The 20,251-nt window shown below is 46.2% G+C and carries 29 protein-coding genes and 1 tRNA gene; 7 read left to right on the top strand and 23 right to left on the bottom strand.

Annotated elements, in window-relative coordinates; genetic code table 11:
- Positions 1–73 precede the first annotated feature (73 nt).
- On the top strand, positions 74–1,477 hold the full coding sequence (ahcY, locus tag AZI85_RS04530) for an adenosylhomocysteinase (protein ID WP_063209307.1): 1,404 nt from the start codon (positions 74–76) through the stop codon (positions 1,475–1,477).
- A gap of 671 nt (positions 1,478–2,148) precedes the next feature.
- Here ahcY and AZI85_RS04520 read toward each other — a convergent pair.
- From AZI85_RS04520 to AZI85_RS04505, 4 genes are all read right to left on the bottom strand, one after another.
- Positions 2,149–3,282 (bottom strand): DNA alkylation repair protein, encoded by a 1,134-nt coding sequence (locus tag AZI85_RS04520; RefSeq protein ID WP_063242965.1) that lies wholly within the window; start codon positions 3,280–3,282, stop codon positions 2,149–2,151.
- 104 nt (positions 3,283–3,386) lie between these two features.
- On the bottom strand, positions 3,387–3,914 hold the full coding sequence (orn, locus tag AZI85_RS04515) for an oligoribonuclease (protein ID WP_063209313.1): 528 nt from the start codon (positions 3,912–3,914) through the stop codon (positions 3,387–3,389).
- A 78-nt stretch (positions 3,915–3,992) separates the two neighbouring features.
- On the bottom strand, positions 3,993–4,397 hold the full coding sequence (locus AZI85_RS04510; protein WP_063242964.1) for a response regulator: 405 nt from the start codon (positions 4,395–4,397) through the stop codon (positions 3,993–3,995).
- 111 nt (positions 4,398–4,508) lie between these two features.
- Positions 4,509–4,784 carry a heavy-metal-associated domain-containing protein gene (locus tag AZI85_RS04505; RefSeq protein WP_063242963.1) on the bottom strand — a complete coding sequence of 92 codons (276 nt, stop codon included), beginning with the start codon at positions 4,782–4,784 and terminating at the stop codon, positions 4,509–4,511.
- Between the two features lie 229 nt (positions 4,785–5,013).
- Here AZI85_RS04505 and AZI85_RS04500 point away from each other — a divergent pair.
- Together AZI85_RS04500 and AZI85_RS04495 are read left to right on the top strand one after the other, a co-directional pair.
- Positions 5,014–5,090 (top strand) — tRNA-Asp (locus AZI85_RS04500).
- 196 nt (positions 5,091–5,286) lie between these two features.
- Positions 5,287–6,996, top strand: a complete 1,710-nt coding sequence (locus tag AZI85_RS04495) for an AAA domain-containing protein (protein WP_063242962.1) — start codon at positions 5,287–5,289, stop codon at positions 6,994–6,996.
- 43 nt (positions 6,997–7,039) lie between these two features.
- On the opposite strand, the gene AZI85_RS04490 is transcribed toward AZI85_RS04495, so the two are convergent.
- Positions 7,040–8,398, bottom strand: a complete 1,359-nt coding sequence (locus AZI85_RS04490) for a BspA family leucine-rich repeat surface protein (protein ID WP_063242961.1) — start codon at positions 8,396–8,398, stop codon at positions 7,040–7,042.
- 273 nt (positions 8,399–8,671) lie between these two features.
- Here AZI85_RS04490 and AZI85_RS04480 point away from each other — a divergent pair, with 273 nt between their 5' ends.
- Both AZI85_RS04480 and AZI85_RS04475 read left to right on the top strand, forming a co-directional pair.
- Positions 8,672–8,884 (top strand): hypothetical protein, encoded by a 213-nt coding sequence (locus tag AZI85_RS04480; RefSeq protein ID WP_063242959.1) that lies wholly within the window; start codon positions 8,672–8,674, stop codon positions 8,882–8,884.
- A gap of 7 nt (positions 8,885–8,891) precedes the next feature.
- Complete coding sequence (locus AZI85_RS04475) at positions 8,892–9,458, top strand: tyrosine-type recombinase/integrase (RefSeq protein WP_063242958.1); 567 nt, start codon at positions 8,892–8,894, stop codon at positions 9,456–9,458.
- A 26-nt stretch (positions 9,459–9,484) separates the two neighbouring features.
- Here AZI85_RS04475 and AZI85_RS04470 read toward each other — a convergent pair whose 3' ends face one another.
- From AZI85_RS04470 to AZI85_RS17615, 17 genes are all read right to left on the bottom strand, one after another.
- Positions 9,485–9,916 carry a hypothetical protein gene (locus AZI85_RS04470; protein ID WP_063242957.1) on the bottom strand — a complete coding sequence of 144 codons (432 nt, stop codon included), beginning with the start codon at positions 9,914–9,916 and terminating at the stop codon, positions 9,485–9,487.
- Positions 9,913–10,131, bottom strand: coding sequence for a hypothetical protein (locus AZI85_RS04465; RefSeq protein WP_063242956.1), 219 nt, complete (start codon positions 10,129–10,131; stop codon positions 9,913–9,915). Before AZI85_RS04465 ends, AZI85_RS04470 begins: the two co-directional genes overlap by 4 nt.
- Positions 10,131–10,268, bottom strand: coding sequence for a hypothetical protein (locus AZI85_RS17625; RefSeq protein ID WP_155723925.1), 138 nt, complete (start codon positions 10,266–10,268; stop codon positions 10,131–10,133). Before AZI85_RS17625 ends, AZI85_RS04465 begins: the two co-directional genes overlap by 1 nt.
- Position 10,269: 1 nt before the next feature.
- Positions 10,270–10,839, bottom strand: a complete 570-nt coding sequence (locus AZI85_RS04460; protein ID WP_063242955.1) for a lytic transglycosylase domain-containing protein — start codon at positions 10,837–10,839, stop codon at positions 10,270–10,272.
- Positions 10,839–11,219 carry a hypothetical protein gene (locus AZI85_RS04455; protein ID WP_155723924.1) on the bottom strand — a complete coding sequence of 127 codons (381 nt, stop codon included), beginning with the start codon at positions 11,217–11,219 and terminating at the stop codon, positions 10,839–10,841. The genes AZI85_RS04460 and AZI85_RS04455 overlap by 1 nt, the downstream gene beginning before the upstream one ends.
- 94 nt (positions 11,220–11,313) lie before the next feature.
- The gene (locus tag AZI85_RS04450; RefSeq protein WP_063242953.1) at positions 11,314–11,790 is read right to left on the bottom strand and encodes a hypothetical protein; all 477 of its coding nucleotides are present in this window, start codon (positions 11,788–11,790) and stop codon (positions 11,314–11,316) included.
- 1 nt (position 11,791) lies between these two features.
- Positions 11,792–12,484, bottom strand: a complete 693-nt coding sequence (locus AZI85_RS04445) for a hypothetical protein (RefSeq protein WP_063242952.1) — start codon at positions 12,482–12,484, stop codon at positions 11,792–11,794.
- Positions 12,485–12,487: 3 nt separating this feature from the next.
- Positions 12,488–12,790 (bottom strand): hypothetical protein, encoded by a 303-nt coding sequence (locus AZI85_RS04440; RefSeq protein WP_063242951.1) that lies wholly within the window; start codon positions 12,788–12,790, stop codon positions 12,488–12,490.
- 10 nt (positions 12,791–12,800) lie between these two features.
- Positions 12,801–13,676 (bottom strand): hypothetical protein, encoded by an 876-nt coding sequence (locus AZI85_RS04435; protein WP_063242950.1) that lies wholly within the window; start codon positions 13,674–13,676, stop codon positions 12,801–12,803.
- A complete protein-coding gene (locus AZI85_RS04430) occupies positions 13,669–14,007 on the bottom strand; it encodes a GNAT family N-acetyltransferase (protein ID WP_063242949.1) in 339 nt (112 codons plus the stop codon). The genes AZI85_RS04435 and AZI85_RS04430 overlap by 8 nt, the downstream gene beginning before the upstream one ends.
- A 63-nt stretch (positions 14,008–14,070) precedes the next feature.
- Entirely contained in the window at positions 14,071–15,201 is a 1,131-nt protein-coding gene (locus AZI85_RS04425; protein ID WP_063242948.1) for a hypothetical protein, read from the bottom strand.
- Between the two features lie 180 nt (positions 15,202–15,381).
- Positions 15,382–16,032: an AAA family ATPase gene (locus tag AZI85_RS04420; RefSeq protein ID WP_063242947.1), complete on the bottom strand. Its 651-nt coding sequence runs from the start codon at positions 16,030–16,032 to the stop codon at positions 15,382–15,384.
- A gap of 1 nt (position 16,033) precedes the next feature.
- Positions 16,034–16,642, bottom strand: a complete 609-nt coding sequence (locus AZI85_RS04415; RefSeq protein ID WP_063242946.1) for a hypothetical protein — start codon at positions 16,640–16,642, stop codon at positions 16,034–16,036.
- A complete protein-coding gene (locus AZI85_RS17620) occupies positions 16,642–16,779 on the bottom strand; it encodes a hypothetical protein (protein WP_155723923.1) in 138 nt (45 codons plus the stop codon). The genes AZI85_RS04415 and AZI85_RS17620 overlap by 1 nt, the downstream gene beginning before the upstream one ends.
- 112 nt (positions 16,780–16,891) lie before the next feature.
- A complete protein-coding gene (locus AZI85_RS04410) occupies positions 16,892–17,494 on the bottom strand; it encodes a hypothetical protein (RefSeq protein ID WP_155723922.1) in 603 nt (200 codons plus the stop codon).
- 66 nt (positions 17,495–17,560) lie between these two features.
- Positions 17,561–17,878, bottom strand: a complete 318-nt coding sequence (locus AZI85_RS04405) for a hypothetical protein (protein ID WP_063242944.1) — start codon at positions 17,876–17,878, stop codon at positions 17,561–17,563.
- A complete protein-coding gene (locus tag AZI85_RS17615; protein WP_155723921.1) occupies positions 17,865–18,038 on the bottom strand; it encodes a hypothetical protein in 174 nt (57 codons plus the stop codon). The genes AZI85_RS04405 and AZI85_RS17615 overlap by 14 nt, the downstream gene beginning before the upstream one ends.
- A gap of 891 nt (positions 18,039–18,929) precedes the next feature.
- Between AZI85_RS17615 and AZI85_RS04395 the strand changes: the two genes are divergently transcribed.
- Entirely contained in the window at positions 18,930–19,358 is a 429-nt protein-coding gene (locus AZI85_RS04395; RefSeq protein ID WP_063242942.1) for a nuclear transport factor 2 family protein, read from the top strand.
- A gap of 86 nt (positions 19,359–19,444) precedes the next feature.
- Positions 19,445–19,849: an STAS/SEC14 domain-containing protein gene (locus AZI85_RS04390; RefSeq protein WP_063242941.1), complete on the top strand. Its 405-nt coding sequence runs from the start codon at positions 19,445–19,447 to the stop codon at positions 19,847–19,849.
- Between the two features lie 30 nt (positions 19,850–19,879).
- Here AZI85_RS04390 and AZI85_RS04385 read toward each other — a convergent pair whose 3' ends face one another.
- Positions 19,880–20,248, bottom strand: coding sequence for a hypothetical protein (locus AZI85_RS04385; protein ID WP_063242940.1), 369 nt, complete (start codon positions 20,246–20,248; stop codon positions 19,880–19,882).
- Positions 20,249–20,251 lie beyond the last annotated feature (3 nt).

Raw genomic sequence — 20,251 nt, 5'->3', positions numbered from 1 at the left:
GTAGAGCCGAAGCGCCTGGTCGCGTAGGCTGAAGCAACTTTTGATTTTTTATAAACTAACAAGAGGAAACTCAATGTCACTAACGACAACAAACGGGAAATCCGCAATGAAAAAAAATGCTAAAGCAGCAGCTAAACCAGCTGCAAAAACTATCTCTGGCGACTTTAAAGTTTGCAAAGAGGCGATGGAAAATCCAGAAGTCTTCGAAAAGTTGGCTAAATGGGGCCGCGAAGAAATCAAGATCGCTGAAACTGAAATGCCAGGTTTGATGGCCGTTCGTAAAGAATTTAAAAAACAACAACCATTGAAAGGCGCGCGCATTTCTGGTTGCCTTCACATGACAATCCAAACAGCGGTTCTTATCGAAACTCTTGTAGAGTTGGGTGCGGAAGTTCGTTGGTCTTCTTGCAATATCTTCTCGACACAAGATCACGCGGCAGTTGCGATCGCAGCAGCCGGCATCCCTGTGTTTGCATGGAAAGGTTTGACTGAAGAAGAGTTCAACTGGTGTATCGAACAAACTATCGTAGGTTGGGGCAAGGAAGGCTTCAACATGATTCTTGATGACGGTGGTGACCTTACAAACATGATGCACGAGCCACGTTTCGCAAAAGAGATGAAGAAAATCATCGGTATCTCAGAAGAAACAACAACAGGCGTGCACAACCTTGAAGTTCTTCTTAAGAACGGCAAGTTGAAAGTTCCTGCGATCAACATCAATGACTCTGTCACTAAATCTAAATTCGACAATCTTTACGGTTGCCGTGAGTCTTTGGCGGACGGTATCAAACGTGCGACGGACGTGATGGTTGCTGGTAAAATCTGCGTAGTTGCTGGTTACGGCGACGTCGGTAAAGGTTCTGCACACTCTCTTCGTGGATTGGGTGCTCGCGTTCTTATCACTGAAATCGATCCTATCTGTGCATTGCAAGCGGCAATGGAAGGTTTCGAAGTGACGACGATGGAAGAAGCAGCGAAAATCGCTGACATCTTCGTAACAGCAACTGGTTGCTGCGACATCATCACTGACAAACACTTCAACATGATGAAAAACAACGCGATCGTGTGCAACATCGGTCACTTCGATATCGAAATCGATATGGCTTGGTTGAACAAGAACTCAAAAGTTCGTGAAGTGAAACCACAAGTGGACATCCACACTTTGAAAAACGGTCGTCAAGTGATCGTTCTTGCAAAAGGTCGCTTGGTGAACTTGGGCTGTGCAACAGGTCACCCAAGCTTCGTAATGAGTAACTCATTCACGAACCAAGTGTTGGCTCAAATGGAGCTTTTCACGAACCGTGATAAGTACCAAGAGATCTCTGTTTACCGCTTGCCTAAGCACCTTGATGAAAAAGTGGCGGCGCTTCACCTAGACAAACTAGGAGTGAAGTTGACTAAGCTTTCTTCTAAACAGGCTAAGTATCTTCATACTTCTCCTAATGGGCCTTTCAAGCCGGAACACTATCGTTACTAATCGACCCGCCTTGCTGGCGAGGTAGGAGGATGGCGAGCGGCGAACGCTCGGACAGTCCTCGCGCTAAGGGAGTCTCTTGTAGACTCCCTTTTCTTTTTTCTTTTGTCTTCTGATTGCTGGGTTGGAGTGTCGGGCGCTGCGGAACTCGGTTCTGCCGCTCGCCATCCTCCTACCTCGTCAGCAAGGCTGGAGATTGTGCCGTTAGTTTCGGTGATGGTATTAGGGAAACGACTTCTTCTTTGCTGTTGAAAGCTTTTTTGGTCATTTTTTGTTTTGGGATCTGGCGGCTTTGCGCCGCTTTTTTTTGAGATGGTGCTTTCGCTAGAGTCTTCGTTCCTTGAAAAGGCTTTGTCTCGTGGATTTTTAGTCCCGACCTTGGTCCTTCAGTCACTGTTTGTACAGTTGGTGGAGCTTCAAAGGGACTCTTTAAATTACTTTTAGCTTTGCTAGGATTGTCAGGATTAGCAGAATTATCACTAGCATTGCTTTAGTTATTGCTAGAATCTGCCGAAGAATACGTAACTTGTGTTTACGCATATCGGACTCCTTTGTTTGGTTACGGACAAAGGGGTTCAATTACGAGGATCTAGCGAAAGCGATGGTCCTCGTTGCATTTTGTGTGCTGGTGATTTTTTTGAATTGAAAAAGGGAGCTTTACTGGCTCCCTTTTTTTATTTTTTTAGAGTGAAGGGGATCTTCGCTAGAAGTTTTCCGTTCACCATGATTTCTAGGTAGTGGGTTCCTGGATAGTACACTCTTGTTGTGATTGGTTTGAAAGAGTGTTTCTTTTTTATCGCTATCACTTCTTTGTGTTTCATTGTTTTCGTTGTCAGTTTGAAAACTTTGGGGCTGGTTCCGCCGTTGGCTTTTTTGTGGTGGATTAAGTAATCGACCATGATTTGGGCGGCTTCGGTGCTGGCTACGTCGAATGAGAATTCTAGGTGGCTGCCGATTTTTACGTTATCACTTACCAAGAGTAAATTTTTGATTTGGACTTTGCCTTTGTTTTCATAGCCTAGAAGCTTTAAGGCGTCGGCGTTTCCTTTTTTTAGCAAAGTTCTAAGGGCGTGGCGTACGATCCATTCGATTTTTTCTTTGTGCTTGGCGGGTGCCTCTTTCAACCATCGGGCTGCCACTTTGACAGCGATGTCTGGATGATCTTTAGAGATGTCATTAAGATGATTAGCGACGGATTTGCGGACGTAAAGTTCGTCGTCGTATTTTAACTTATCCAAAAGTTCGATGGTGGGCGTTGGATCTTTGATAAAACTTTTTAGTTGCTCGCCCCAAGGTAAGCGTGGGCGAGAGCCCTCTGAGACCAAACGACGGACGTGGTGGTTTTTGTCTTTGCTCCACTTGTGCAAAACTTTGAGCGTTCTTTTTTCTTCGTGGATCAGGAACGGGCGAATCGCGAATTCGGCGGTGAAAAGTTCGGTGAAGGTGTGCAGCGCCTTCATGGATTCTTCGAAGTCTTTAAGGCCGTAACGATGCACGTATTCCGTGAAGGCCCAAAGATCAAAACCTTTCATTGCGGTTACACCGGGGGCCGGCTTCGTCGTTGCCTTTAACAAGATTGCCAAAGCTTTATTATAGTCTTCGGGAAGATGAGTTTTTAAAAAGTCGCAGATCAAACGCATGCGCGGCTTTAACTCGAGATTGGGCAGTTTGTGACTGAGTTTGATAAAAGCTTTTTCGTCGAACGCAGGGTAATGATGAGAGATGTGCTTCGCCATGCGTTTGACTAAAGCTTCATTGATCCAGTTTTTAAAAGCGGTGTCGTTAGATTCTTCGTTTTTCTGAGGCATGATTTATATAAGGTGTTGGCCTTTTATTTGTCACGGTGAAACTCCGTGCAAAGTCAGGCTTTGAAAATGAAAAAAGCCTCTGGGATGCAGAGGCCTTTAAGAATCTATTTATTGAAAGTCATTTTATCGCAATAAGCGCGCAGCTCTTGGATGCTCTCGCGGATATCATCAAGGGCGCGATGCTTGTTCGCCTTTTGATAAACGTAGTTGAACTTGTTATTGATGATCACTTTCCAAGACGACACATCCACCATGCGATAGTGCAGGCGAGGCGCAAGATCTTTCATGTATTTGTCGATGAAAAGACGATCTTGCATGATCGAATTTCCCGCAAGGATCGGGCGGTCTTTGGGATCGGGGAAATGCTTTTTCACCATATCGACAAGTTTGGCTTCGACTTGATCTGGCTCCATACCGAATGGAACTTTCGCCGTCAGGCCGGACTTCTTGTGGTGCTCGGTATTCCAAGCGTCCATATTGTCCAAATATTTTTGCGGTTGTTTAACGACAGTTTCAAATGTGTCTAGCTCTTTGAAATTAAGGTCTGTCACGATGGCTGCAACTTCGATGATCACTTCTTTTTCGACATCGAGACCTGTCATCTCCATATCGAGCCAAAAAAGTTTATTCATGAGGAAATCCTGTTCTAGGGTCATTGACCCGGAAAGACTTCCATTTTGATCGAGGAGGGGAACTAAAACAAGAACTAGCTACTTCTGTTGCTCCATGCCGGAGCGAAGAGCCTCTTCCACGGTGCGGATCAGCTTACGCTCATCCCAAGGTTTATCGATAAAGGCATATACGCCTAAGCGTTGCGCCTCGACAACCATCTCTTTTTGGCCATAGCCGGTGTGAATAATGAATGGGATCTTAAGATTGTTTTCGCGCATCCATTTAAGGACTTCCAGGCCTGATTTCTTGGGCATCTTTTCGTCAGAAAGGACGGCATCGAATTGATGAGTTTTTAAAAGATCAATGCCTTCAAGGCCGTTTGCGGCTTGAGTGATTTCTCCCACGGATTCTTCTAGCAGAGCCATCAGAACTTCGCGTAATTCCGACTCATCATCGATGATGAGAAGACGACCTTTTTTTCCAAGAGTATCAAGAGTAGCCATAAGATAATTATGGCAAAAGTCATCGCCGTCGTCATCGACAGAGCGTCGGTGAGACAGTCAATTTATCGTGCAAGACTAAATGCAGATTTGTTTTCTTCTGTTAAGAAGTTTTTATTTCGCTTTCGAAGAGCCCGTGATTTTGTACTCACCCGCCTTAGAAATTGCGGCTTGGATTTGATCTTGGGAAATGTTCACACCGGTTTTTGACGACAACACAACTTTTCCAACGCTCACTTCGCACTTTTCCAGTCCGTCCATTTTGCAAACTTGAGCTTGGATGGCTTTTGCGCAAGAACCGCAGTGCATGCCTTCCACGTTGTAAGTCACTGTTTCAGCCAAAGCGGCTTGGGACAACAAAAGGGTCGCAAAGATAAGGGCCTTTTTCATGGTATCTCCTATTAGACAAGAGCCCTCACAGTATACCCGAAATCGGGGTTTTCCAAGCCGTCCTGATGTTGCAGTCCGTAGTTTGGGCGGTAAGGACGGGGAGCTGAAACTGGGTAATGCTCAAAAAGAGGGCATTGCTACCCCTTGTTAAGCTCTTTTTAAACGTTTATTAAAAAATTGATTGAATTGCGCGACCACTGTGGCTATAAAAGGTTCTCCAAATCGATGTGGGGTGGTAGTTAAGTTGGTTATAACGTCCGCCTGTCACGCGGAAGGCCGCGGGTTCGAGTCCCGTCCACCCCGCCATTTCAATCTAAAAGAAGTGGCCGACCCTACAAACGATGGAAATAGAAAGGAAGCCTTGAGCTTCCTTTTTTTATTTGTGGGTTCGTTAGTGTCAGATCTGTTCTATTCTGTACTCATCGTTCTTCGAAAGCCTAAGTCCTTCCATAAATAGACCTTTGTTAAGTTTCCTGGAAAAACTCCGAAATGTTTATCCAAGATGAAGCCTACTACTAAAATTGAATTAGAAGCCGTTATCAGAATGATACATTCCGAAGAACGAGCCGAATATGCTAGGCATAGGTTCGAGATCGATTCGCCGTTGAGTCATATTTGTGAAAGCGCTGATGCGTTGGGGCCGTTAGTTTTCAAGGAAAAGTGTGGGCTTTTAAGTTGGAAGCTTTGCGGGGATGCTTTTTACTCTCGATTCAGGCCTGGGGACCGAGTAGATATTCGAACCAAGGTATTCAATGCAGATGCTTCGGTTAAATTTTCAAACGGATGGAAAGTGGATGCAGTTGCCTATCCGTCTCCGGGAAAGATTGAAGTTACAATTTCGGGAGCTCATCTCATAGATGCAGGTGACATTGGAGAGGTTTTTCTTTTTAAAAGTTCTTCATCCATCTTTAAACACATTCTGATAAGAAAACTCAGAGAGATGCCTAGGTCTGGCTCTCCTATATTGCTCAACACAGGTGAATATAAAATCTCGGCTGATAACCCGAAGTTCAAGGAGCTTTACAACGATCTTAACGATTCTCAAAAGATCGCCGTCCATAGTTTGATTGAAAACAACTTAAGCGGTGCTATTCAAGGGCCTCCAGGAACGGGAAAAACGCATCTTCTTCGAGCTGTCATAGCATTGGCTTTGAATTCTAATATGAAAGTTTGTGTTACCTCATTTACTCATGCGGCAGTTGATAATTTGTTAGCAAAAGTTGTTCAAGACGGTTGCGCTGAAGACTGGGTGAGAGTGGGGAACTCTGATAAAATTCGTAAAGAACATTATAGAAGAAATCTTGATCAAGAGGATTTCATCGCTCCTGGCTTTAGTGAGGACTTAAACGAGAATAATTTGTTTGGTTGCACTCTTCACCAGCTGGCATTCAGTAGCAGAACGGCTCCGAAATTTGATTTGATGGTTATTGATGAGGCTGGACAAGTACCGCTTTACTTCTGGCCTTTTATTCAGCGGGCTGCCAAACGGCTGGTATTGGTAGGAGATCAGTTTCAACTGCCCCCTGTTCTGTCTTCGAGCCATGATCGTTTACCTTTTGATGACGTATTTTCTTTATTCACGACTCAAGACATGCCAATGCTTGAAACCCAATATCGTATGAGACGTGAAATTCAGAGCTGGTCGTCGGAAAAGTTTTATCGCGGAAAATTACTTCCCCATGTCTCGGTTGCAAATCGAGATTATTTTTCTGATAGCACGGCATTTGTATCTGACGGTTTCGTCGTACCTAAGAAATTTAAGCCTAGTACCTCCGATAGGTATTCACAGCAGGAAGCTAACTTTATTGTAGATAAAATTGAAAGACTGCTAAGGGTGAAGGAAAACCCCAAAAATGTTGGCGTCATTTGTCCTTATCGAGTTCAGGCAGGCGTCGTAAATGCATCCTTGCAAAGTCGATTTGGAGTGGCAGTAGCGTCTCAGGTTCTTGTAGATACTGTTGAAAGATTTCAGGGCCAAGAAAGAGAAGCGATATTTCTATCCCTTGGAAGTTCCGGAAACTCGAAAGAAGATTTGCGATTTCTTTCTGACCCACGACGATTAAACGTTTCTGTTACAAGAGCGAAGTCTAGATTCTTCTGTCTGTTTGATGAAAGAATGTTAGCACGATCTACTTCCGCGCAATCAGGAGATCTGAATGAATTCCTGCGCTGGGTTACCTATGGACGCGCTAAAATCAAAAGGGCGGCTTAACTATATCTAATAGTTCTGAGCGGTTTAAAGTTAGAGGTGGAAGTTATGGGAACGTTGGCTTTCCAAGAACCCAACTTGCAGCTCCAGTGTCAAATAAGTTGTGACTAACACCCACAGGAAGAACCCAAGTACTTAAATTCTGATTGAACGAATCGGCGTTTAAGAACATTTGATCCATGTTCGTCATGCTTCCGGTGAAAACCCAATTTCCGATATCTTGGTTAAAGGCATCGGCGTCTTCGAACATTCCTGCCATGGAAACTACCTTTGATGTGTCCCAAGAGCTTCCTGATTTTGCAAGCGGGCTGTTGAATGCGCTTGCTTCAAAAAACATAAATGCCATGTCGGTGACATTGGATGTGTTCCATGAGCTGATATTCTGGTTGAACGCGACGGCTCCGCCGAACATCGCGCTCATATCTGTGACGTTAGAAACATCCCAATTGCCAAGAGGCTTGTTAAAGGCCGCTGCTCCGGCAAACATATCCCTCATGTCGGTGACGGCTGTTGTTGTCCAGTGATTGATGTCACTATTGAAATTAGTCGCACCTTGGAAGAGTCCGCGGAATCCACTTGCGAGCGATGTTAAGACTGGGGCGTCTGTTGCGGAAATCTGCACGTTCTTACAGTTTGCGAACATGAACTCCATCTTCCACCAGGCATTGGGGCCCCATTGCTTGACGTCGACGATTTTTAGTTTGTCAGTGCCGCTACAGAATTGCAGCCACGGAAGATTGCTGCCTTTCATTTTAACTTCATAAGTACCTGGGGCACCGTACGTGTGTGTGATCACGCGGCCTGCGCTGGAAGGGCTATTCACCGTTTGAGTTGAAGAATCACCCCAAGAAATTTCGAAATCGTAGCCGATCCAATCGACCAAAGGGAAAGTGGCAACCGTGTTTGCTGATGATCCACCCTCGGTATTATTTGTATTAAAGATAACGATGAAAGAGTTTTTAACGTTGGCGTTGGAAGAGGGGCCGTAAGCCGGTGCTTGGTTGCCGTCAGCGTCTTGCGCTGTGTTTGCGGCTATAGAAATATTCGCGGTTCCGTCGCCCGTACAGCCTGACACAGTGACGGTAGCAACCGCCGTAGTCCCGTTTGTCACAACAGCATTGCAGCCTGCGAAGTCAGTTCCGCCTAAAATGATATCTGCATTGGTAAGATTGATCGTCGTCGCATCGGTGTAGGTCACCGTGTACACGAAAGAGGTCGCGCTGCTGCCAGAAGAAATTGCGGGTCCGGTAATGACGAGGGAAGGAGCTGGGAGAGGTAGTGGAGTGACAGAAGATAAATCTGTTTTCCAGCTATTGGCCGTTATGTTCCCGATGCATCCCGTAAGCCCCAAAAAGCAAAACAAGACCATCACGAACTCTGAAGAGTTACGTCCCCGAACATTCATGAGATATACTTCGGATTGCTAAGACCATGACTTGAATTACCAGTCACACATGCGATGTACCCTTGCATTACCGCCTCAAAGTGACACACCAAGAGGTCGGTAATCATTGGGGTTTTCGGCCTTGTAGTTTTTACAATTTTAAGACCTTCAACAACCCTGAAAAAACACCCTATTTTGTTTAGAAACATTACCTCTTAGGATTGCGAGCGCAGCTTAATTGCACGACTGAAATGTCGCGCTTTCAAATAAAAATGCGCTGCGGAAAGAGGAAAAATGCCGGAAAAACTTAAAGCATCACTTGAACATTCAAGCAAAATGTCCCGCTTAAGTGACATCATCATCGAAATTTCGGACTTGAGTCGCCTTCGGAGACAAATGGAAAAAAACAGCCAAAAGGAAACTGCGACCTTTGAAGCGTTAAGCGCAAAGCTTCGATCGCTTTGCAAAGAAGGAGACGCCCTTATCGCGGAGCTAAAAGGAAAGTAGGCCCGTGATGGTAGTTGAAACTGAAAAAACACCACGAAAACAAAAGCCGTGGGCTATCACAAAGGAAAAATTCTTATCCGCATCGGAATATGGAAAACTGCGGGCCCATGTTCGCCGTCGCAAGTCTCGTTACGCAATTCTTTTGAAGTTGTTCATGTTCACGGCTGCGCGTGCAAATGAAGGTCTTGCCGTGCGCCTGAAAGACCTCGACGCCGATCATAAGACTGTTTTGATATACGGCCTTAAAGGTTCCAATGACCGTGAGATTCCCTTGCCTCCGTGGTACTTCTTTGAACTTTACAGCTATGCAAAAAAGGCCTGCAAAAGCCCCGAGGACCGGATCTTTCCTTTCTGCTATACAATCTTAAATAGAATCTGGCGACTATATCGCCCGGTAAAAAAACGCTTCCATGCCCTCAGACACACGCTTGCAATTCGAGTTTTCGAATCCACAAGAGACATCAAGCTAGTGCAGATTTTGCTCGGGCATCGGAGTATCAAAAACACTATGGTCTATTTGGATTACGTTTATTCACGCAAAGAGATGCGCAGAATTTTAAAGGTCAAATACTAAAGCCCGCTCGCGCGGGCTTTGCCTTTTTAAGAGATAACTTGCGGTGTCTGTGGCGTTTGTGGCGCCGATACTTGCGGAGTCTGAGTCTTTTTGATCAACCCACCCTTCGCATCGAACTCGTGCCCCTGTGCTTGCATTTCAGCAATAGTGCGAACCTCACCCGCAGAGTTCATCACTGCACGACGAGCTTTCACGCGTTCGCCCGCTTCTTCATCGGGAATGATATTCCCCGTTACTTTGCAAAGTTTGTGGACTCGCGCATCGCGTGGAATAGGAGCTGTGCAGTGCTTTTTTGCGCAACCCATCTCTTCAGAGCGGTCAACCCACTGGCCCGCGCCGTTTTTGACGAGACTCACAAGGTGCGAGCCGTCCGCGCCGAAAACATCAAGAGAGTTTTCTGTCGCGTTTACTGTGCAACCCGGAAACTTATTTTTATAGTGAACAATCCAAGACTTCATTTTTCTTCTCCTTCTTTGTCGGCCAAAGCCTTTTTTAGTAAACGAATTTCAACCCAAGCTGTGTCAATATCCCTTCGCATTTTGCGAATCTTGCGAAAGTGCGAGACCACGCCGCTTGCGATAAGTCCCGCGTTTGAAAGAACCAAAGAGCCCACCACAAGCCAAAAAGCATTTTGCATATTTTGATCGCCGATGACCGCTCTTATCTCTTCCATTATTCTGCCTCAATAGGTGCCGTTCCAAGAGCTGCGTCTCGCAAGTCTTGTTCACTCACGCCAAGATAACCCGCTGCCGCTGCAAGAGCGATTGCGATTATCATGCCCACAACTTTCAGTTTTATTTTTTTGAACATCTTATCCCTCCTCGACACGTTGTCGGTTTCGCTGAAATCTTGCCCAATACTCTCCAGCATATCCCTTGGACGTTCCGGCACGTTCTTTTTGGGAGTTTCCCGGCCCTTGATTATACGACTTAATAATCCACTGAATATCAGTGGCCAACTCACCGGGAAAAAGCTTGCGGAGATAAGCAAGATAACGAGCAGCAAGATCAATGGAATATATTGGGTCATTGAGTTTCGCCTCCGTTGCAGAGCTGTCAAGCCACTGCGCAGTTGTTAAGGTCACTTGCATTATTCCCCATGACTTTCCATCGTAGGACTTTGATGCCTCAATATCGTTGGGATATTGCAAGCCGTGCTTTACTGATTTTGCTTCGCCAAGACTCGACTCATTCATGCAGATAGCTTTCAAGTCCTTCCAAGCGTTCGGCCAAAGCTTCCATTTTGCGGCGGCGGCTTTAAAATCAGCATCCCACCTTGTCCAAGAGCCGTTTGTTTTTTGCATGACGGTTTTGATCTCCTCTTTCTGCGAAAAACCTAAAAAAACCACGCCGATCAGTCCGGCCAACAAATAAAAGGGCATCACTTCACCTTATTGAAGATAAAAAAGCCCAATGCGCCCACCACAAAAAGCGGCAACACTGTGCCAACACTCTTGAGTGTGTCCAAGGTAACATTGCCAACCTCCGCAAAACCGTCGGCGACTTTTTCGGCAACCTCACCGCCGACTGTCATCACAAGATTATCCCATTTAATATCTTGCGCCTGATCGCTGAGTGCTTTGATAAAAGTATTCCAGTTTTCCGGGATACGACCTTGCGAAAGTTTCGCAAGTTTTATCATTGCGTCTTCGCAGTCTTCGTCATCCATTGGGATTGCGTTTGCAGCCATGCCGAGGCCCTCAAGGAAAAACCTTGCGCCTTTTTTTGCTTCGATAGTGCGAATCAGCGTTTCAAAATCCAACTTATATACGTTCGGAAAGTGCTTTACGTTATAGTTGTGAAAGTGATTTAGAATCATTCGCCCGCGTTGTTCGTCAACTTGCTGAGAGTTCATTCTAAAGCTCCATTGCGTATAGAACGCAGTTATCAAAGCGGTAGCGGTCCGATGCGTTCCCGCTTCCGGTTCTGTTGGCATCGAGGTAATAGTTGTTTGTTCCCGCTGGCGGGTTTTCATCTATAAACCAGAATGAAGAAGGCTGCTGAAAGAAGGTCCCAGTCCCAAGACTGATCTGCAAAGATGGGTTTGCAATAACAGATGCGTTTCTAATCAAGCGCATACTGCCATTGATAGCTGTGGATATAGCTTCTTGTGAGAACTTCGCGTTAAAGCCACCAATCCAAAGTAGAACAGGACGCCCGCCGGAACATTTTAGGCTAATTTGTGAGTCGCCAATCACGGTATTGGAAACAGTGTTCACATACCAAGGATTTGCAAATGTGCTTGAACCAAAGATTTTGCTTTTAACAATCTCTCCGATGTTCCCAGCGGCCTCGACAACTTTGCGAGTAGGGTTCGCAAGCAAAATATCCATTTTACTCCTCCTCTATGCGCGTGACTTTGCCGCCCGGCACTGAGAATCCCCAAAGAGCCGCCGAGTTTTTCCAAAAAATCTTGGAACCTGGCGGGATCTTGATGCCCTCGTTTGTTGTCGCGTTGACCGTGTTATCACCGCCGACAAAAAGGTCTGCACCTGTTTTGTTTTCAATCGTTGCGACTTTGCGATTAAAATTCGCCGGAGCAATCTGCGCGGCTGTATTCGCAACAAGCACGACGTGTGTCGGTCCAACAATGCTCGCACCCTCTGACAGCGAAATCCCGCCCGCGTTGAGTGACAATAGCTTTCCGGTTTTGAATTTTGAATTGACCGAAAGCTTGAGCACCATTTTAGCACCCGGCTGTCGCGGCCAATGCAAGTATGCTTTCGCAACCGCAGGCTCAAACTCTACCGAGGAGTTCACTTCAAACTTAAATGGCCGTTGATAAGTTTCTGGTGCGTTTGGTTTTAAGAAGAAGTGATTCGTCGTAGAGGTCGCCTCTTCGACAAAAAGATTTTTAAAAGGTGTGTGAATAACAAGAGGGTTGGTTTCGGGACGCTCTTCGTCCAAGTTCAAAACGATCTCTTGGATGTCATGCGGCTTGTCTGTGGCACCCTCATAAATCCCGGCCTGATCGACCTCTCTGATTCTTTCTAAAAGTGCATAGACCTGTTCACGCGTGAACGTCATGGCTTATCTCCTTTTAAAAATGAAAAATGCGCCGACGCCGACCGCAGCCAAAAGCATCCAAGGGGCAACACGCGTTCCAAAGAACGAGGCCGACGGCGTAGGGTCTGTGTTGTTCGGAGGTGCAACCGTTGGTGGCGCGGGCGTCTTTCCGGCCTCGATCTGCGCCACGGTGAGGTTAGCCCCCATGTCTTGTGCAATTTTTACAAACGGGGCACTTACTTGATTCGCGAGGTAAACCGAAATGTCGGCCCCTGCTTTTTTTGCGCCCTCTTCGGCAACTTTTTTTAGGTCATCAAACAAACTCATTTAAAAGCTCCTATCGTCGTTTCTTAAGCATGAAAATTAGACCTACCCCAAGGGCTGCCCCGATCAAAATAATTGGACTGAGAGCCGTTCCAGAGCTTTGGGCGCTATTGGGGTAGGGAATAACTATTGGACTTGTCGCCGGAGCACTCACTTTGGGTTGCCCGGAGTTCAAGTTATTTTGAATGTCCTTAAACGCGTCGGTCCATTCCTGAGGCAAGGAAGGAAACTGTGGAAGTTCCAAGTTCGGCCATTCGATACCGTCAAACATCCCGGTCCCGGCCAAGCCGCTGGCGACCTGAGCCATGTTCCCGCGCTGCAAGCCTGAATAAACTTGAGAGCCCGCAACCGTGGCCGTCATCGGATTAGCCGCAACCCAAGAGCCTGCGGATGACGCGGCACTGGCCGCGTAAGGCGCAGCCGCAACCGCGCCCGCAATAGCTGCCTGCTTGACCGTCATATTTACCAGAGAGTTTTTTTCTGCGTCGGTGAGTGCCTCACCACGCTGCAAGGTTCTATATGCGTCCGCTGACTCGGCGAAGGAACTAAAAAAGTGATCGCGTTTGAGACCGTCTTCGACAAAGTCAAAAGCATTAGAGGCTTGCGCTACCGGATTAAAGACCTCTCCCGCAGCGCCAATGAGTCGCCGTCCGGCCATCGTAAATCCTCGGTCAATATGTCCGGTGCCCACGCCGCGCACAACGTCCCCAGTCGCTTCGACTGTCGCAGTGATCGGCCTAAGCCCGGTGCTCACGACACGGCCAACGTCACTGCGTTCAAAGCTTTCACGTCCCGTGTTCCAAGCCTGATCGACGGCTTTCACTGCGCCGCCTACGGCATTACTTACGGTGTTCGTCGCGTTTTTGACTTCTCTTTCAACGTCACCCATCCGCGAGGTCCTTTTTCAAAATGATGATATTGTTTTGTGCGTGAACCACGCGGTAGCCCCAATTTAAAAGCCCCGGCAAAGCCGCGCCGTTCGTACCGTCCTCAAGGTCCACTGAGCCTTTGAGATATTTACACCCGGCTTCTTTTGCTATTTCGGCGATTTTGTTGCCAAGGTTGGTTGCATGATGCTTGTGCCGCTCTTCGGGAGTGACGTAAACATCGACGATATAGCACTCGTCGCCGTTAATCTCATAGGTTGCAAAAGCAATATCAGGAATCAAAACCATATTGCGGTTGCGACGTTCTTTAAGATATTCGGCATACAGTTTCATTTAAAATCTCCAAAAAGGTGCGCGGTTTTAAGGAGAAGGCCCGCGCAAACTCCAATGGATATTTTAACGAGGCAGGATCAGCTCTTGAGTCTCGATCGTGATTGACGCTGATTTACCAGTATCAAACAAATTCGGAACGTCACCGTTACCGTGTAGAGACAAGACAAGCTGTACGTTATCTACGAGCGGCTGCATTACTTCAAGGGCACTCGAAATATCGCCATCTTGAAGGAAGTCAAGATAAGCTACCCCATCAAGTCGTGAGACGCCGCCCGCAAATTTTGCATCAACACCGAAACGAGAGCGGTTGTCCGCTTGCAGATCAAGGAAACGTGATTTTTTGATGGTCGTTTGACCATTCAAAACAAGAGCCACGTCTTTGATCAAAAGATTGCTTGCCAACTTATTGTTAGAGCCATCTTTCGCAAAGAGCATGATACCTTGCAAACGGTTCCCTTTGTTAATGTCGATGGCATAGTCTGTCACCGGACCGCTGAAAGTAACTTCACGAGTGGTTTGCTTCCAAATTGTGAAATTGAAGTTCGCCGGAACGTCTTGTGCCTCAACCGTTTGAATGTGAACTTTAAAAGTATGGTTCGCGGGACCATAGGTGACTGCAACGGAGCTTGTCGCTTCATTTTGCAAACTTTTAAAGTTTCCACAGCTCAACTCGACAGTTGCACTCGAAACTTGCTTTAGGTTTAACCAAGTGCTCTCAGGCCCAAACTGAGTGTGATTGTAGCGTTTTGCGTAGACGTTTTGGAAAGACACCAAAACAGTTTCAGCAACCTCTGTGAATTGTCCGGTCGTACCGTAAACAAAACCGCCCTCGGTTGTTGGGTTTGGTATGATACCCGCCGCTGCCTTCGCCTGCGCTTTTCTCTCTGCCTGAATAAGTGTTGAGAAGAGCTGCTGAACGTGCATCAAGTGAGGACGCACAGACTTTACCGTCGTCCCGCCGTTGATTTTCACGTCAATTCGGCTAATGATACTGTCGAAAGTGCTCTCCGCATTGGCAATAGGAGTGCCGGATGCGTAGGTTGTTTGAACTGCACCGCTCAAGCGCAAGATTAGGTGCTTCAGCACCGTATCTTTAGGAAGGTCACGAGAGAGAACTTGTCCCTCTTTAAAGTCAATGTGTTCTAGAATCCTCTGCCTTTCAGCACGAGGAACTTGCGTCATAACTCCTGCCATGATCGCACCTCTTACGCGCCGCCAAGGGCGCGTTTAACTGCGGGCACCTTGTTATAGATCAACATGAAAGCCGCTGCTAGAGCGAGACCTGTGATAATTGCCTTTTTGCTTGGCATTGTGTACTCCTTGGCCCGTAGTTATCGGGCAAAAAAAGTTTGTTGTTGTTTTGAACCTCTGACCTTAAGGGTCGGAAGTGTCTTCTTTTAATTCAAGTCCTGTTTTTAAATCATTGTCCATCAAAAGCAGAGTTTCTCTGTCCGGCGAAAAATAAATGAACATCCTTTTTTTCATAGTTTTTAGGTTATTTGCAAAAACCCCTAAAAATGATTTTTGATAATCAATATCGTTTTTCTCAAAAGCCCGCCCGCAAAAAACGTGTTGGCATTGAGAGAGGATTGTTTTGTTAATTTCGCCCGGTCTTTGTGATGTGAAAACCATTGAAAGATTTTGATGTCTCCCAATAAGGACGCAGTTTTCAAGCCATTGAGGGAGCTTGTGCGGTGACGAGTACATGTGTATCTCTTCGATCACAATACAGAGATTGCCGCACTTAAAGAGTATTCTTAAAAGGTTATCAAAAATAACCGCCTTATTTTTTGTTTCAGGCGAAAACTTAAAAATTAACCGAAAAACCTTTTTTCGATTTTTCTTAAACTCTAAGAGAGTTTCGCAAAAACTATCAAAATCACTAAAAACAAGGCCGTCGTGATACTCGTTCATGGTATCAATGACTACGACTTTTGGGAAAAAACTTTGAACCTTCCTTGAAAGGTAAGTCTTGCCGCTTCCTTTAATGCCCATCGCAAGGGTAAAGTCGGTCACTTTAAACATATCAATTCGCCTGAATAACCTCGAAAGGACTCTGTGGGGCTCTCACTGGCTGGGGCGTTGGAGGTTGCGGCTGCGCTTGCTCAAGCTGTTTTTTTAGCTTCGCATCCTCTTCTGCTTTCCAATCTGAATACACCTGGAACTTGGCATATCCCAATAGACTCGCCGATGAAATAAGAGTGAAAGCCGCAACAAGTTTCGGGTCGGCTTGATTCAAGTCCGGCATATAAAAACGCAAAAACTGATCGAGTGCTTGCACAGTGGGTTTTGCTTCTTCTTCGGTAACTCGAAGTTTTTCGCAACCCGTGCGTGAGGCCGCAATATCGAACGGAAACTTGATAACTCCTTCGAGCATCGGCATAATCATTTCAGCCGTCGGCGCTAAATCTTGGCCCTGATCTACGGAAGGAGAAGGGTTAAGGTTGCTTTGAACCTCAACTTGCCCCTTCTTTTTTCGCGGTTGTTTGTCGGTTGAGCCTTTCGGACGCCCACCTTTGCGCTCTTTTTTGTCAATCGCCTGAGTCACCTCTGCAATTTCTTGCTTCGCTTCGCCAATCGACTGAATTAGTTCGGAAACTTCCGTTGACGGTTGTTCAATAACTTCCGTTTCCATTATTCTTCATCCTCAGACTTTTTTGATTTTTTGGGAGGGGCTTTGGATGTTTTTGTTTCGTTTTCTTCGGTGTTTTCGTCGCCAAAAAGTCCGGCGGCTAAAAAACCTGCGACAAGGGCGGCAATTAAATAAGGCATTTTTAGCTCCTTTAAAAGTCGCCCAGAGAGGGCTTGGGGGCCCCTCCGAGCTGGTCAAAAAGACCTCTTTAAGAAGAAAAAATGTCTGAATTTAGCGCAAGGATTTTTTTATTTATTCAATAAAATAAGGCGTGCCCCAGTAAAACTCGGAAAAACCAAGACGAGGCTGCGAATCAAACCAGTAGGTGTTATTGCCGCTTTGAAACTGCCAATAGCGCCAATTTGGATTCATGAAGCTTTCGGGCATACCTGCATACATAGTGAGGTCATCCTCTCTATTTAAGAAGCACTTGCCAAAGTGATATCCTAAAGACGCTGTCTTATCCCAGTCGCCCAAGTAACTGTCGCCATAACTATCCCAGATATGTTTTTGCAATATAATTCTCGGAGTTTTATTCTCTTCTTTGATGCAAATACCCGGAACTGCCGTGTTCACGACTGCGCCATCATAGTCAATGACCTCAATGATTAGATCAGTGACGATAACGTTTTTTCCCATATCTAAGAATTTTTGATAAATACTCTGTGCTTTCGGGTCTATATAAACGACTTTTTGATGCTCTTGCACTTCTTTTACTGGCTCTTGGGGCTCATTTGAGGGCGTTTCTGTGGGGGTTTTTGAGTCAATTTTTAAAGCCGTTTCGCCGCCGCCGGAACAGTTTTGAAAAAACAAAACCATTATTGAAAAAAGGGCCAAAAATATGATCGGTTTCATGCTCATATTTTCGGCCTTAAACTGAAAAACGGTTAGGTAAATTTTCTTGACCGTCTCATCGTGAGACTAGAAATGTTTTTTCTCCCAAGCTTCCGGCGCGGAGGGCTTTTTATTTCCTTTAAACATTTCGTCGCCAAAATTTTTGATAAAGCTGCATGGCCGCCCGGACTTGGTTTTCACAGTGTAGTATTGGTGCGGGAGGTAGCAAAAGCCGTCTGGCTTGCAGAGGACTTTTTGCGGTCCCGGCTGCAAGTTCATTTTTAGGCGTCGGCGGGCGTGATCTTCCATTCTCTCAAAAATCAGCTCCTCTTCCATTGGGTTGTAAATTTCGCAATGAACGTCATTCGGACAGATCGCCGCGCGCGGCCTTTTAGTTACTTCCATAGGTGTTTTGCTCCCTTCCGATAGGCAATGTGTTTATTTCGCTTGTGGAGGCCGTGGCGCGGTTTTTCTTTTTTCCGTCCCAGCCCTTTGGGTTGAGTCTTTTATGCGCCGCTATCGCTGGTTTAAGAGCGAGTTTTGGCCGACCGACTTTATTTTTCATATTTTTGCCTCCCGCAGAATTTCGCGGCGACGTTTTCGCAAGGCCGCGAGACACTCTTTCACCTGTTTCTGGTATTGGAAAAATTCGACGGCGGTCATGCAAAGACCTTCTTTTTTAAAGTCGAATTTTCGTTTTGATTCGCGCTGAAAGATTTTAATAAATCTGTCCAGCTCTTCGATTGAAAAAACGAGCTGCGAGAGAGACTTTGCAAAGTCTTCGGCCCACGTTTTCGGGTAGCGCATAGTTTCGTCCTCCGTTCGACAACCGCAGTGCGGTTAAGTTGTGTCTTGGATTTTGAAACTCGTTTCGAGAGAGGGAAGGGCCGAAATTCCCGGCCAGTTCCATCAGATCGGATGCCGCAAGGCGCAGTGAGCCCTATAGGTCCACAAAAAAATTGCTTCCCTATAGTTAATCCCACCCAGCTCCACCGAGTCGTTAGCACGCTTCGGCGCATCCCCCTTTTACCCTCTTACGAGGCCCTGCACGCGTTGGGGGAACTTGGCTTTTAACTTGTATGCCCTGTGATTCTTTTCGCTCTCACAGGCTTGTGAGAGCGTTTAATAGACTGTTTTTCATTCCTATTGCGCCCCCACCGCAAGACGAGTTATCGGCCAAGCATGAGAACGCACTCTACCATGTGCTTGCACGCTTGAACGAGTTTCCCAGATGGGCCGCGCCGCTGGCTACGCGACTCCGCCCACCTGTGGCACTCGCAAAACGTGCATATTTTTCAGGCATTTCCCTCTGGAAATGTACCTTGCAAAACTTTCACTGTCTCACTTTTGTCTCAATGTGAGACTCACGTTATTCGGCATCTGTTGCGTCGCTGCACTTTTTTATGGTGATCCCGAAGGCATTCTCGATCATCATAAAAGAACTAACGAGGTTGCCATGTCGACACACCCAAGTTCAATGCAGACGCCCGAGGTTGAAACTGTCAGAGCCTTTTATGAAGCACTCAACAGCAATGATATATCTGCAGCTATGAAACTCTTTGATCCGAATATTGAGCGCGTCGAATTCGAAGATTTGCCAACGGGTGGAACTTATCGTGGACTTGACGAAATGAGGGCGCATATTACCTCGGGCCGTTCAACCTGGGCCGAGGGTAGCTGTCAGCCCGAGCGTTATCTCGTCTCGGGCAACAAGGTCGTTGTATTTGTGCATGTTCGCGTAAGGTTGAAAAATAAAACAGAATGGATCGACGGGCGCGTTGCCGATGTTTTCGTTTTCCGAGACGACAAGATCGTTAAAATGCGTTCTTACTTAAAAAACGAACAGGCCTTAGAGTGGGCTGGGGTCAAAGACGCTTCGAATTAGTTCCACTAGCGTAAAACACAATCTGCCTCATTGAGTCTGCACGAGTATTCTCTACACTCAACATCACATCTTTGATGGGAGTTATCATGGTAGAGCTACTCGAAAATTTTCCGTCCTATGTCGTCGCTTATAAAGCCTCTGGAATTGTCGATGCGGATGAATACAAAAAAATCGTGATGAAGAGGGTGGACGAGGTGGCTCAGAAGTATGATGCCATCAATCTGATTGTACGCTTAGAAACAGGAATGCAGAACTACACTCTGAATGCTCTGCTGGATTATCTAAAAATCAGCTTCAAACATATTCGTCGCTGGAATCGTATGGCGATTGTTTCTGACCAAAAGACGGTGCGCCTTTTCTACGATGCCTTAAGTCCTTTGGTGCCAGGAAAAGTGCAGGGCTTTACCTTAGATGATTACGATAAAGCGGCCGCATGGGTTTCAGAGCCATTCCTTACGGACGAAAATAGAATGAACAGCCCTAAACCATAATTTCACTGCCACGGTAGCAGTGAAATTATATTAAGTTTTCTTTTTCATCACTTCTTCTAAATTCAAACACTCGATGATTTCAACGCCATCTCCGGGAAAGATAGTGAAGTGCGGATGATTTAAGAACATCTTTGCAGCTTCTTCAGCATTGGGTGCTTCGACAATCACATAGCCCGTAAGATTATTGCGAGTGTCAGAGATACCGCTTGAGTCCACGCGTTTTGTTTTTCCAAGCGGAGTTCCGTTGTCTTTAATCGCCAGCTGATGTTTTTTGCCCCAATTCATCCAGGCTTCAACACCTTGTTTTTCGCGTTCGTGTCTTTCCTTTTCGTTGAGAGATTTCCACTTTTGATGGGTGGACTCTTCCGTTCCCAAATAGACAGCCAAAAATGTTTTCATGGA

The organism is Bdellovibrio bacteriovorus, from assembly GCF_001592755.1.
Classification (GTDB): Bacteria; Bdellovibrionota; Bdellovibrionia; order Bdellovibrionales; family Bdellovibrionaceae; genus Bdellovibrio; species Bdellovibrio bacteriovorus_E.
This window is presented reverse-complemented; position numbering and strand designations above follow the sequence as displayed.

Excerpts from the sequence above, each read along its gene's own strand:
- ahcY (WP_063209307.1), top strand. The coding sequence starts at position 74 with ATGTCACTAACGACAACAAACGGGAAATCCGCAATGAAAAAAAATGCT.
- AZI85_RS04520 (WP_063242965.1), bottom strand. The coding sequence starts at position 3,282 with ATGCCTCAGAAAAACGAAGAATCTAACGACACCGCTTTTAAAAACTGG.
- orn (WP_063209313.1), bottom strand. The coding sequence starts at position 3,914 with ATGAATAAACTTTTTTGGCTCGATATGGAGATGACAGGTCTCGATGTC.
- AZI85_RS04510 (WP_063242964.1), bottom strand. The coding sequence starts at position 4,397 with ATGGCTACTCTTGATACTCTTGGAAAAAAAGGTCGTCTTCTCATCATC.
- AZI85_RS04505 (WP_063242963.1), bottom strand. The coding sequence starts at position 4,784 with ATGAAAAAGGCCCTTATCTTTGCGACCCTTTTGTTGTCCCAAGCCGCT.
- AZI85_RS04495 (WP_063242962.1), top strand. The coding sequence starts at position 5,287 with ATGAAGCCTACTACTAAAATTGAATTAGAAGCCGTTATCAGAATGATA.
- AZI85_RS04490 (WP_063242961.1), bottom strand. The coding sequence starts at position 8,398 with ATGAATGTTCGGGGACGTAACTCTTCAGAGTTCGTGATGGTCTTGTTT.
- AZI85_RS04480 (WP_063242959.1), top strand. The coding sequence starts at position 8,672 with ATGCCGGAAAAACTTAAAGCATCACTTGAACATTCAAGCAAAATGTCC.
- AZI85_RS04475 (WP_063242958.1), top strand. The coding sequence starts at position 8,892 with ATGGTAGTTGAAACTGAAAAAACACCACGAAAACAAAAGCCGTGGGCT.
- AZI85_RS04470 (WP_063242957.1), bottom strand. The coding sequence starts at position 9,916 with ATGAAGTCTTGGATTGTTCACTATAAAAATAAGTTTCCGGGTTGCACA.
- AZI85_RS04465 (WP_063242956.1), bottom strand. The coding sequence starts at position 10,131 with ATGGAAGAGATAAGAGCGGTCATCGGCGATCAAAATATGCAAAATGCT.
- AZI85_RS17625 (WP_155723925.1), bottom strand. The coding sequence starts at position 10,268 with ATGTTCAAAAAAATAAAACTGAAAGTTGTGGGCATGATAATCGCAATC.
- AZI85_RS04460 (WP_063242955.1), bottom strand. The coding sequence starts at position 10,839 with ATGCCCTTTTATTTGTTGGCCGGACTGATCGGCGTGGTTTTTTTAGGT.
- AZI85_RS04450 (WP_063242953.1), bottom strand. The coding sequence starts at position 11,790 with ATGGATATTTTGCTTGCGAACCCTACTCGCAAAGTTGTCGAGGCCGCT.
- AZI85_RS04445 (WP_063242952.1), bottom strand. The coding sequence starts at position 12,484 with ATGACGTTCACGCGTGAACAGGTCTATGCACTTTTAGAAAGAATCAGA.
- AZI85_RS04440 (WP_063242951.1), bottom strand. The coding sequence starts at position 12,790 with ATGAGTTTGTTTGATGACCTAAAAAAAGTTGCCGAAGAGGGCGCAAAA.
- AZI85_RS04435 (WP_063242950.1), bottom strand. The coding sequence starts at position 13,676 with ATGGGTGACGTTGAAAGAGAAGTCAAAAACGCGACGAACACCGTAAGT.
- AZI85_RS04430 (WP_063242949.1), bottom strand. The coding sequence starts at position 14,007 with ATGAAACTGTATGCCGAATATCTTAAAGAACGTCGCAACCGCAATATG.
- AZI85_RS04425 (WP_063242948.1), bottom strand. The coding sequence starts at position 15,201 with ATGGCAGGAGTTATGACGCAAGTTCCTCGTGCTGAAAGGCAGAGGATT.
- AZI85_RS04420 (WP_063242947.1), bottom strand. The coding sequence starts at position 16,032 with ATGTTTAAAGTGACCGACTTTACCCTTGCGATGGGCATTAAAGGAAGC.
- AZI85_RS04415 (WP_063242946.1), bottom strand. The coding sequence starts at position 16,642 with ATGGAAACGGAAGTTATTGAACAACCGTCAACGGAAGTTTCCGAACTA.
- AZI85_RS17620 (WP_155723923.1), bottom strand. The coding sequence starts at position 16,779 with ATGCCTTATTTAATTGCCGCCCTTGTCGCAGGTTTTTTAGCCGCCGGA.
- AZI85_RS04410 (WP_155723922.1), bottom strand. The coding sequence starts at position 17,494 with ATGAAACCGATCATATTTTTGGCCCTTTTTTCAATAATGGTTTTGTTT.
- AZI85_RS04405 (WP_063242944.1), bottom strand. The coding sequence starts at position 17,878 with ATGGAAGTAACTAAAAGGCCGCGCGCGGCGATCTGTCCGAATGACGTT.
- AZI85_RS17615 (WP_155723921.1), bottom strand. The coding sequence starts at position 18,038 with ATGAAAAATAAAGTCGGTCGGCCAAAACTCGCTCTTAAACCAGCGATA.
- AZI85_RS04395 (WP_063242942.1), top strand. The coding sequence starts at position 18,930 with ATGTCGACACACCCAAGTTCAATGCAGACGCCCGAGGTTGAAACTGTC.
- AZI85_RS04390 (WP_063242941.1), top strand. The coding sequence starts at position 19,445 with ATGGTAGAGCTACTCGAAAATTTTCCGTCCTATGTCGTCGCTTATAAA.
- AZI85_RS04385 (WP_063242940.1), bottom strand. The coding sequence starts at position 20,248 with ATGAAAACATTTTTGGCTGTCTATTTGGGAACGGAAGAGTCCACCCAT.